At 56.4% G+C, this 9,868-nt stretch carries 9 protein-coding genes; 2 read left to right on the top strand and 7 right to left on the bottom strand.

Features of this window, described 5'->3' with window-relative positions; genetic code table 11:
- Positions 1 to 293 precede the first annotated feature (293 nt).
- Entirely contained in the window at positions 294 to 1,406 is a 1,113-nt protein-coding gene (locus GHO41_RS27320) for a replication initiator protein A (protein ID WP_153435159.1), read from the bottom strand.
- A gap of 108 nt (positions 1,407 to 1,514) precedes the next feature.
- Positions 1,515 to 1,742: an AlpA family transcriptional regulator gene (locus GHO41_RS27315; protein WP_153435158.1), complete on the bottom strand. Its 228-nt coding sequence runs from the start codon at positions 1,740 to 1,742 to the stop codon at positions 1,515 to 1,517.
- A 109-nt stretch (positions 1,743 to 1,851) separates the two neighbouring features.
- Here GHO41_RS27315 and GHO41_RS27310 point away from each other — a divergent pair, with 109 nt between their 5' ends.
- Complete coding sequence (locus GHO41_RS27310; protein WP_153435157.1) at positions 1,852 to 2,682, top strand: helix-turn-helix domain-containing protein; 831 nt, start codon at positions 1,852 to 1,854, stop codon at positions 2,680 to 2,682.
- A 23-nt stretch (positions 2,683 to 2,705) separates the two neighbouring features.
- Here GHO41_RS27310 and GHO41_RS27305 read toward each other — a convergent pair whose 3' ends face one another.
- From GHO41_RS27305 to GHO41_RS27285, 5 genes are all read right to left on the bottom strand, one after another.
- Positions 2,706 to 3,923, bottom strand: a complete 1,218-nt coding sequence (locus GHO41_RS27305; protein WP_153435156.1) for a site-specific integrase — start codon at positions 3,921 to 3,923, stop codon at positions 2,706 to 2,708.
- A 307-nt stretch (positions 3,924 to 4,230) separates the two neighbouring features.
- Complete coding sequence (guaA, locus tag GHO41_RS27300; protein WP_048367063.1) at positions 4,231 to 5,808, bottom strand: glutamine-hydrolyzing GMP synthase; 1,578 nt, start codon at positions 5,806 to 5,808, stop codon at positions 4,231 to 4,233.
- Positions 5,809 to 5,911: 103 nt separating this feature from the next.
- Positions 5,912 to 7,381, bottom strand: coding sequence for an IMP dehydrogenase (guaB, locus tag GHO41_RS27295; RefSeq protein ID WP_048367064.1), 1,470 nt, complete (start codon positions 7,379 to 7,381; stop codon positions 5,912 to 5,914).
- Between the two features lie 131 nt (positions 7,382 to 7,512).
- The gene (locus GHO41_RS27290; RefSeq protein WP_048367066.1) at positions 7,513 to 8,061 is read right to left on the bottom strand and encodes a hypothetical protein; all 549 of its coding nucleotides are present in this window, start codon (positions 8,059 to 8,061) and stop codon (positions 7,513 to 7,515) included.
- A gap of 150 nt (positions 8,062 to 8,211) precedes the next feature.
- Positions 8,212 to 8,958: a sulfite exporter TauE/SafE family protein gene (locus GHO41_RS27285; RefSeq protein WP_048367068.1), complete on the bottom strand. Its 747-nt coding sequence runs from the start codon at positions 8,956 to 8,958 to the stop codon at positions 8,212 to 8,214.
- A 79-nt stretch (positions 8,959 to 9,037) separates the two neighbouring features.
- On the opposite strand from GHO41_RS27285, the gene xseA reads away from it, so the two are divergent.
- Positions 9,038 to 9,868, top strand: an 831-nt coding sequence (xseA, locus tag GHO41_RS27280; protein WP_153435155.1) for an exodeoxyribonuclease VII large subunit, incomplete at its 3' end; no start/stop codon positions are given.

Below are 9,868 nucleotides of genomic sequence, written 5' to 3'. Positions count from 1 at the left end.
GCAAGCGCTTGGGCTGGAAGACGCCGTACGAAGTGCATACAGGGGTGAGCGTTGCACTTATGTGTTGAATTCAGGCCCATTGATTTCAATCACTTACAACAATATGCAGTCCCTGATAGACGGTGATGCGCCCCCTAATAGACGGTGGATCAGCCCCTAATGGACGGTGAATGGCCCCCAATAGACGGTCTATCCACAGGAGTACATTCCTGCTTCTACCCTGTCCTTCATTCAAACGGAAAAATGGCGATCTCCGCGCCTTTCGTGTTCTCGAGTACCGTCTATTAGGGACCTTATTTCAGTATTTTCTTATCTGATCGACGCATCATTACAAGCTGCGGCCCACTCAGGCCAACTTCTTCCACCAAGCCGTACTCGGGTAAATCATCTGTTGCGATGACCTTGCGCAGGTTCTCCGAGAACTTTTTGAGCGTCCCGGTGCTGCCGCTACGCGCATATAGAGTTTTAAATGCCCACTTTGCATCGTCTTTACCTGCGGCACGGCGCGCCAATCGGTAGACAAAACGCCCTATTCCCGATTCGATCAGGAAATAATCAGGATGCACTGTCAGAATGTCCGGCTTTGCCCCCGAAGTGACTTCCCGATATATCCAGTTAGGTGCCTCAATCTCGACACTGGCCACCTTGCCGGTGTCGGTACGCGAAATTACGCGATAGTGGCTAATCAATCCCTCGGACTCTACCTCCCGCATGCTGCGCTTACTGTTTCGTGGGGAGCTTTCCCGCACGCTTTTGATAGTCGTACCTTTGAGGCGATCTAGAGCACCCTCGACTTCTTTAAATTGGCGGCTTCCGTCGCCCTTCCGGCAGAATTTCAAAATGTCAGACACGTGCGATTTGAACACACGACACGGCTTCTCACCCTTCCCTTCTCGATAGCGATTCATAGCCTCTGTTAGATAAGAAATCAGCATTAGCACGATGTCATAATCCCAAATTGACGCCATGCCATATGGGCCAGCTGTGACCTCGACGTAACCGTCTGAAAGGTTGTAGCGGCTGATTTCTCCCGCCCGTTTTTTCTGCTTGGATATTCGGAACACAGCCACATCCATCATGCTGCGGCTATCGCGGGCGCTTACTTCGTACCGCGAAGGTACAACGGAATCAGCCTGCCTTTCGTGTTCACGCGGGCAAGGTATCGCCTTTTTAGCTGCAACTGGCGACCTTGGCGTTGGCAGATCCTGGCGTGGAGGCCTCTTTTTTTCTTCGGTACGCAGTCGCTCCTCTATTTCCCTAATCGACTCGCCCGGAAGTGCTGCGGCCTCCAGCTTCTTGCGGTACGCGGCGTGATTTTCTTCGATCCGTGACAACAGACTGCCAACTGGAAGTAGCCCTTGGCCGCCGCTAGTCAAGGGATTGGCCCAGCATATGACGCGATGCATGCCAACAGCTCATCCCGCAATCGAGTTCAGATCCATCTACAACCGGCAGCATAAAACTCAGCACAAGCGGTTCATTCCCGGACACCGCCAGTACATCACTCGCCACGGCTAAACCCCCATTCCTGGGCGAATAGCGTGAGTGCCCGACGATTTGCGCGCGTCAATCCATTCTTCGATTTCAGTCAGATCCCACGCAACGTTCCGACTGGTTAGTGCGATACGGCGCGGGAACTCGCCCCGCTGCTCCATGTTGTAGATGGTGCGCTCAGCAAGCGGGATCATCGCGTGCAATTTCTTGCGGTTGATGAGCGTCTTACTCTTTGGCTTGTTATCCATGAGGTCACTATCCTTCAGAGTTATCAGATGCTTGACAATGCCTTCTAACGCCAGAATCAGGACGCAAAAAAGTTAGAATTTAGTTGTCATCCAGAGCTATCATCGGGCAATGGGAAAATATGAAAAAGCGTCGAGCACATACGATCCGCTTCTGAAAGTGCTGGTTAGAGAAAGCGATACATCGTCTGATCGCATCCGTGCGAAGTTGAGCAACCACTACGAGTGGTGCTTCTGCGAGCTATGCTGGCGATCTACCGAATATGCGATCAGTATGGCGGCGCCAAAGGTCTTCAAGCGTTTAAAACGCGGAAATATCAAAGCAGTGCCGCTAACAGAATCTATTCGTACAGAAGCCAGGAAAAAAACCGATACCTTGGTGGCTCGCTATGAACGAGCATTGAAAGGAGAGTTGGGCAAGTACGAACCCCCGCGCATGCTGGGGAGATACTGCGACATGCAGGAGTTGCGCGGGGACTTTTCGGTCGCAGCATTCCGTGAGCATGTGGAGCGCCGAATGCTAGTTTCTACTTGGGCACGCCACGGCGAATTACTGCGGCCTTCAGCCCTACCTGCCCATCCCGAGGGCGCAGCGAGACCGAGTAAACTCTACTGTGAAGTTCACAATCCGCGGCGTAGCGATGAAGCTCGCCGCGCTTACCAGCGCGACCGGAGGTTCACACTAGAGTATGAGGATTTAATTGAAAAAATCTGGTCCCAAGGAGCTGCCGTCCTCCCTAGGTGGGATATCGAGACATGGGCAGAAGTCAGGAAAAATGCCTATAACCAGCTCCAGGCACTCAAGTCACCAACAAGCTCAATGGATGATTTGTTAAACCAAGGCATTACGAATCAAGCTGAAATCGCCCGCCAACTTGGCGTATCACGCCAAGCAGTTTCTGCCGCCATCAAGCGACGGGGGGGAAAACAGGCAATGAGATAAAAACGACCGAAGCTCTAACTTGATTATCTGCAACCGTCGCCCGAACGGGGCCGTTTGGCTGTCCACTCATCAATCATATCGGCCCAGTCCTGTAACATCGCAGTACGCTGCTCTCGATACTCGGCCTTGTTATAGACAGCCCTAACACCCTTCTGCTCGTGTGCAAGACATTTCTCAATCCAGTCTGAGTTGTAGCCCGCCTCGTGCAGCAGCGTGCTAGCTGTCCGTCTCAAATCATGCGGTCCGAACTTACTCAGCGGCTTCCCTTCTTTCTGCGCGAGCCGATAGCTCAGCGTCAGTACCTGATTGATGGTTGCGGTACTCATTGGCAGATCAGAATCGTACCGGGAAGGAAAGACGTATTCTGAACCACCGGCAAACGTCTTCAACGCAATGAAGAAATCCAGCACCTGCCGAGACAAGAACACCAAATGAGGGTTGCGTCGCTTCATCCGCTCTTTCGGAATGGTCCACAGGGCTTCACTAAAATTGATCTCATCCCAGGTGGCGTTGGTCAGCTCACTTTTTCGAACCATGGTGAGCAACAGCAGTTTAGCCGCCGCTCTCACGGAGGAGGCGGTGCCGATACGGTCCAAGTACTGGTACATCAACGCGATTTCGTCTGGACCCAAAGCGCGGTCACGAGGCTCAAATTTAGCGATGCTCGCAGAACGTACCAGATCGGCCGGGTTCTCGACCTTCTGGCCACGCTCAATCGCCCATCGGAAAACCTGCATTACGATCTCACGGGAGTGCACCGCCGTTGCTGGGGCACCTCGCTCCACGATTGCATCGGTCAGCGCTCGCAGGTCCTCATGGTTGATTTCCACCAGCTTCTGATTACCAAACTTCGGTTTCAGCTCACGCTCATAAACAGAGCGCCGCATATCACGGGTCGAATCAGCCATCTGATACCCGCGTAGCCATTTCTCGGCCCAGGCATCAAACGTTTCTGCTCCCTTGCTACGTGCCTTATCACGGGCTTTCTCCTTTGCAGGTGACTTGTCAGCCGCAACCATCTTTTTGGCTTCACCAAGCCGCTCTCGCGCTTCTGCAAGCGTGATTCCACCTACACCATAGCGACCAAACGTGATCGTCTCCTGTCGTCCATTGATGGAGTAGTTGTAGCGAAACGAGATTGCGCCCGCAGCCGTGACAGCTACGTAAAGTCCATCACGGTCGTTCACTTTGTAGAGTTTTTCTTTCGGTTTGAGATTACGTAGCTTGGTATCGGTCAGCATGAGGCTCACGAATTCCGTTCAAAAAATACCATGCTCAGAAACACACCCAAAACCGCGAGAAAACCCAATAAAACCGGGTGGATTATGAGTCTTGATACCATGCCCTTACCCACAAAGGCGACATGGTATCGAACACCGAGCATGGCATTTGGCTTAGTCAATGCCCCGTACCATGCCATATAAACACGGTGCTTGGCGATGCACAAAGCTGCCAGCACTTGCCAGACCCAAAAAACCAAAAGCCCGCAATTACGCGGGCTTCAGGGTGTTTCTTGCTAGTTGGTGCCGGTCAGTGCCGGACGTCCAATCATTCCCACTCAATCGTTGCCGGTGGCTTGCTCGATACGTCGTAGGTGACGCGCGAGATGCCTTCGATTTCGTTGATGATGCGACCGCTCACGGTTTCGAGCAGTTCGTAAGGCAGGTGAGCCCAACGCGCGGTCATGAAGTCGATGGTTTCGACGGCACGCAGGGCAACTACCCAGGCGTAACGACGGCCATCGCCTACAACGCCAACCGATTTAACCGGCTGGAACACAACGAAGGCTTGGCTGACTTTGTGGTACCAGTCGGCTTTGCGTAGTTCTTCGATGAAGATGTGGTCAGCACGACGCAGCAGGTCGGCGTATTCCTTTTTCACTTCACCCAAGATACGCACGCCCAGGCCCGGGCCCGGGAATGGGTGGCGGTAGACCATGTCGTACGGCAGGCCGAGTTCCAGGCCAAGACGGCGGACTTCGTCTTTGAACAGCTCACGCAGGGGTTCTACCAGCTTGAGGTTCATTTCTTCCGGCAAGCCACCTACGTTGTGGTGCGACTTGATGACGTGGGCTTTGCCGCTTTTAGCGCCAGCCGACTCGATCACGTCCGGGTAGATGGTGCCCTGCGCCAGGTACTTGATGTTGTCCAGTTTGTTGGACTCGGCATCGAATACGTCGATGAAGGTGCGACCGATGATTTTGCGCTTTTTCTCCGGGTCGTTTTCGCCAGCCAGGTTGTTCAGGAACTGGTCGGCAGCGTTGGCACGGATCACTTTAACGCCCATGTTCTCTGCGAACATGGCCATCACCTGGTCACCTTCGTGCAGGCGCAGCAGGCCGTTGTCGACGAAGACGCAGGTCAGTTGGTCGCCGATAGCCTTGTGCAGCAACGCTGCTACTACCGAGGAGTCAACACCGCCGGACAAGCCCAGCAGGACGTTGTCGGTGCCAACCTGGGCACGGATGGTGGCGATGGCGTCTTCCGCGATTTTCGACGGCGTCCACAGCGCATCACAGCCGCAGATGTCGAGGATGAAGCGCGACAGGATGCGACCGCCCTGCTTGGTGTGGGTCACTTCCGGGTGGAACTGCACGCCGTAGTAAGCACGCTCGTCGTTGAACATGCCGGCAATCGGGCAGCTCGGGGTGCTGGCCAGAACGTGGAAGTCGGATGGCATTTTGGTGACCTTGTCACCGTGGCTCATCCACACGTCCAGACCGAACAGGCCGTCAGCGTCGATGTGGTCTTCGATGCCGTCGAGCAGGCGGCTTTTGCCGACCACGTCTACGCGGGCATAACCGAATTCACGCAGCTCGGAACCTTCAACCTTGCCACCCAGCTGTTCAGCCATGGTCTGCATGCCGTAGCAGATACCGAAAACCGGCACGCCGAGGTCAAATACCGCTTGCGGTGCACGCGGGCTGTTGGCTTCGTGTACAGACTCCGGGCCACCGGCCAGGATGATGCCTTTAGGGGCAAATTCGCGGATCGCTGCGTCGTCCATGTCGAACGGGTGCAGTTCGCAGTAAACACCGATTTCACGAACGCGACGGGCGATCAACTGGGTGTACTGAGAACCGAAGTCCAGAATCAGGATGCGGTGAGCGTGAATGTCGAGGGACATGACTAAATCTCGATAAATTTCAGAAACGACACGGGGCTGAATCAAACAGCCCCGGTGATTTAATTCGTATCGCACCCGGGTTGGAGCCCGGATGCGAACACTATCAACCTACGCGATAGTTAGGTGCTTCTTTGGTGATCTGCACGTCGTGGACGTGGGATTCAGCCATGCCAGCGCCGGTGATGCGCACAAACTCAGGCTTGGTACGCATTTGCTCGATGTCGGCGCTGCCGGTGTAACCCATCGAGGAACGCAGACCGCCCATCAGTTGGTGAATGATCGCGGTGAGCGACCCTTTGTACGGAACACGACCTTCGATGCCTTCCGGCACCAGCTTCTCGGCACCCGCGGAGGAGTCCTGGAAGTAACGGTCGGAAGAACCCTGGGACTGCGACATCGCACCCAGCGAACCCATGCCGCGGTAAGCCTTGTACGAACGGCCCTGGAACAGTTCGATTTCGCCTGGTGCTTCTTCAGTACCGGCAAACATCGAACCCATCATGACGCAGGAAGCACCGGCCACGATGGCCTTGGACAGGTCACCCGAGAAACGGATGCCGCCGTCGGCGATCAACGGTACGCCCGAGCCTTCAAGGGCTGCGGCCACGTTGGCAATCGCGCTGATTTGCGGAACGCCAACACCGGCTACGATACGGGTGGTGCAGATCGAGCCTGGGCCGATACCGACTTTAACGGCGTCAGCGCCAGCTTCTGCCAGAGCCAAAGCCGCAGCGCCAGTGGCGATGTTGCCGCCAATGACCTGTACCTCAGGGAAGTTCTGCTTGACCCAACGCACGCGGTCGATCACGCCTTTGGAGTGACCGTGGGCGGTGTCGACTACCACCACGTCAACACCTGCAGCCACCAGGGCTGTAACGCGATCTTCGGTGTCTTTGCCAGTACCGACAGCAGCGCCTACGCGCAGACGACCTTGGTCATCCTTGCTGGCCAGCGGGTATGCCTTGGCTTTTTCGATGTCGTTGACGGTCATCATGCCTTTGAGGGCAAAGCTGTCGTCGACGATCAGCACGCGCTCGATGCGGTGCTTGTGCAGCAGTTCACGGGCTTCGTCCTTGTCGGCGCCTTCCTTGACCGTGACCAGACGCTCTTTAGGCGTCATCACTTCACGAACGGTGGCTTCCAGACGGCTTTCGAAGCGCACGTCACGGGAGGTCACGATGCCGACCAGGTCGCCATTGTGCAGTACCGGAACGCCAGAGATATTGTGCTGGCGGGTCAATTCGAACAGTTCACGCACCGTGGCGTCAGCTTCGATAGTGATGGGTTCTTTAACCACACCGGCTTCGTAGCGTTTGACCTTGCGCACTTCGTGAGCTTGCTGCTCGATGGTCATGTTCTTGTGGATGATGCCGATGCCGCCTTCCTGAGCCATGGCGATTGCCAGACGGGCTTCAGTGACGGTGTCCATTGCGGCGGAGACCAGCGGAATATTCAGTTCAATGCCACGGGTCAAACGAGTCTTTAGACTGACTTCGTTCGGAAGAACCTCGGAATAACCGGGAACGAGAAGGATGTCATCGAAGGTGAGTGCTTCTTGGCTGATACGCAGCATCGCTGGGGCTCCCGAGCGGGAAAATGGAAGCGCGCCATTGTACTCAAAACACCTGTGACTCTCAACGGAAACCTTTAGAGAGTTTTGCGCTAAAAGCCATGATTTATTGACCCACGAGGCAGAAAAAGCCCTTACAACTCGACTTTGACCCACGCCACCGGCTGATCCAGCCAGTCGGCAAACTCGTCGAGGAAGCTTTGCTTGAACCCCGCCTCGGCCCAGTTATTGAAAATAAACCCCAGGTTGGAGAAGCCGCACGGCTGCAAAAACAGGAAGCCGTTGATGTCGTCTTCATGGCCACACAGAGGGCAAACAAAGTTGTCCGTGTGCCCTGGCATCCATTCTTCGAGGCTGTCGAACAGCGCCTCGCCGACTTCCTTGCGGCACTCGGCGCAGCCTGCTTCTTCCAGAAAACCTTTGACCGGCGTGTAGATGCAACGCTTGGTGATGATCTCCAAACCGTTGATCGGGTGGCCGAACGGCAGCGCTTCAGGGTGCAGCACCACGCTGGCCGCCCCCGGCGCGATGGCATAGGCCATGGCGCTACCATTGCGCCCGCACGTACTGAGCTCTTCTTCAATGATGTTCTTGCGCACCAGCCAGCGCACGATCGCACGGGCACGCGGCTCGTGGACCGGCAAGGTGGAGATTTTAGGAACAATGATGCTTTGCGAATTCATGGGTACGGCACATATAAGAAAAAAGAAATCTATCACCCGTGGGAGCGGGCTTGCTCGCGATGGAATCTGCGCGGTGGGTCTGGCTAACCGAGTTGCCTACATCGCGAGCAAGCCCGCTCCCACAAGGTGTCGGAAAGGATAATTCTGTGGTCAAGCGCTCAAGTAGCGCGCAATCAGTGCAACGCCGCTGGCCAGCACCAGCCAGGTCACCAGCCGGACAAACGCCTCGCGGGACAATTTGATCGCCAGTTTACGCCCTATCCACAGCCCCAGCGCCATGGCCGGTAACAGAAAGGCGGCCAACCATAACAACTCGCCGTCGGTGTACACGCCCGCGATCACGAATAAGCTCAAACGCACCACGGTGCTGCAACTGATCAACGCACTTTGCGTGGCCCGCGCTGCGTCCTTGGTCAGCCGTGCATTCAGGTACAGCGCGTATAAAAAACCGCCGCTGCCAAATAGCGCACCGAATAACCCGCCTATGACCCCGGTCGGCACCGCCCACCCCGCCGCCACTTGGCTGGGCCGCACTTTTACCGCCAGGCTGTACACCGCATAAGCGCTGACAAACACGCCCATCAACAGCAGCAACAGGTCGGATTGCAGGTTGAGCAAAAACACCACGCCGATGATGCAACCCACGGCCATGCACGGTAGCAAGCGCAGCAACTCCGGACGAGCCACGTCACGACGGGCGGGCAACCAGTTGCCAAAGGCGGCGACAAAATCCAGCAGCACCAGCAGCGGGATGATCTTCGACAGCGGCAGGCACAGAATCAAAATGGGCCCGGCCACCAGTGCCGTACCAAACCCCGCCACACCAAACACGATGTAAGCCAGCGCTACGGCCAGCTCAATCAACACCCACTCACCGCCGGTAAAAGGCAAATCCATTGCTGCGCTTCCTTATTTTTGGAGCGCGGACTTTAACCAGCAGGTGCAGTCAAAACAATCCGCCCTTATGATGGCCGGCATGATTAAAGATCCCTTTGCACGACTCAATCTCGACCGGGAAGTCCTGACCGTCAGCCAGCTCAACGGCCGCGCGCGGGTCTTGCTCGAAGACGTGTTCAGCAATATCTGGGTCGAGGGCGAAATCTCCAACCTCGCCCGCCCGGCGTCTGGGCACATTTACTTCACCCTTAAAGACAGCGGTGCCCAAGTGCGCTGCGCGTTGTTTCGCAACAACGCCGCACGGGTACGCCAGGCGCTGAAAGATGGCCTGGCGGTCAAAGTGCGCGGCAAGGTCTCGCTGTTTGAGGGGCGCGGCGATTACCAGTTGATCCTCGATACCGTCGAGCCTGCCGGTGATGGCGCATTGCGCCTGGCCTTTGATGCCCTTAAAGAAAAACTCAGCGCCGAAGGCATGTTCAGTGCCGAGCGCAAAGTCCCGCTGCCGGCTCACCCACAGCGCATTGGCATCATCAGTTCGCCAACCGGGGCGGTGATCCGCGACATCATCAGCGTGTTCCGTCGCCGTGCGCCGCAGGTTGAACTGACCTTGATCCCCACTGCCGTGCAGGGCCGCGAAGCCACCGCGCAAATTGTCCGGGCGCTAAAGCTGGCCGATGCGCGGGGCTTTGACGCCTTGATTCTGGCCCGGGGCGGCGGCTCGCTCGAAGACCTCTGGTGCTTTAACGAAGAAGCCGTTGCGCGGGCGGTGGACGCCTGTGTGACGCCGATCGTCAGTGCCATCGGGCACGAAACCGATGTGTCGATCAGTGACTTTGTTGCCGACGTGCGGGCGCCGACGCCGTCTGCTGCGGCCGAATTGCTGGCGCCGGACGCCAGCGACCTGCAACGC

Origin of the sequence: Pseudomonas sp. FSL R10-0399 (genome assembly GCF_009600165.1) — a bacterium.
Taxonomy (GTDB): domain Bacteria; phylum Pseudomonadota; class Gammaproteobacteria; order Pseudomonadales; family Pseudomonadaceae; genus Aquipseudomonas; species Aquipseudomonas helleri.
The sequence above is the reverse complement of the archived record's forward strand: the minus strand, read 5'-3'. Positions and strand labels throughout refer to the sequence as shown.

What these genes read in the sequence shown, in the direction of transcription:
- GHO41_RS27290 (WP_048367066.1), bottom strand. Translation starts at nt 8,061, where the DNA reads ATGAATTCGCAAAGCATCATTGTTCCTAAAATCTCCACCTTGCCGGTC.
- GHO41_RS27285 (WP_048367068.1), bottom strand. Translation starts at nt 8,958, where the DNA reads ATGGATTTGCCTTTTACCGGCGGTGAGTGGGTGTTGATTGAGCTGGCC.
- GHO41_RS27310 (WP_153435157.1), top strand. Translation starts at nt 1,852, where the DNA reads ATGGGAAAATATGAAAAAGCGTCGAGCACATACGATCCGCTTCTGAAA.
- guaB (WP_048367064.1), bottom strand. Translation starts at nt 7,381, where the DNA reads ATGCTGCGTATCAGCCAAGAAGCACTCACCTTCGATGACATCCTTCTC.
- GHO41_RS27305 (WP_153435156.1), bottom strand. Translation starts at nt 3,923, where the DNA reads ATGCTGACCGATACCAAGCTACGTAATCTCAAACCGAAAGAAAAACTC.
- GHO41_RS27315 (WP_153435158.1), bottom strand. Translation starts at nt 1,742, where the DNA reads ATGGATAACAAGCCAAAGAGTAAGACGCTCATCAACCGCAAGAAATTG.
- GHO41_RS27320 (WP_153435159.1), bottom strand. Translation starts at nt 1,406, where the DNA reads ATGCATCGCGTCATATGCTGGGCCAATCCCTTGACTAGCGGCGGCCAA.
- guaA (WP_048367063.1), bottom strand. Translation starts at nt 5,808, where the DNA reads ATGTCCCTCGACATTCACGCTCACCGCATCCTGATTCTGGACTTCGGT.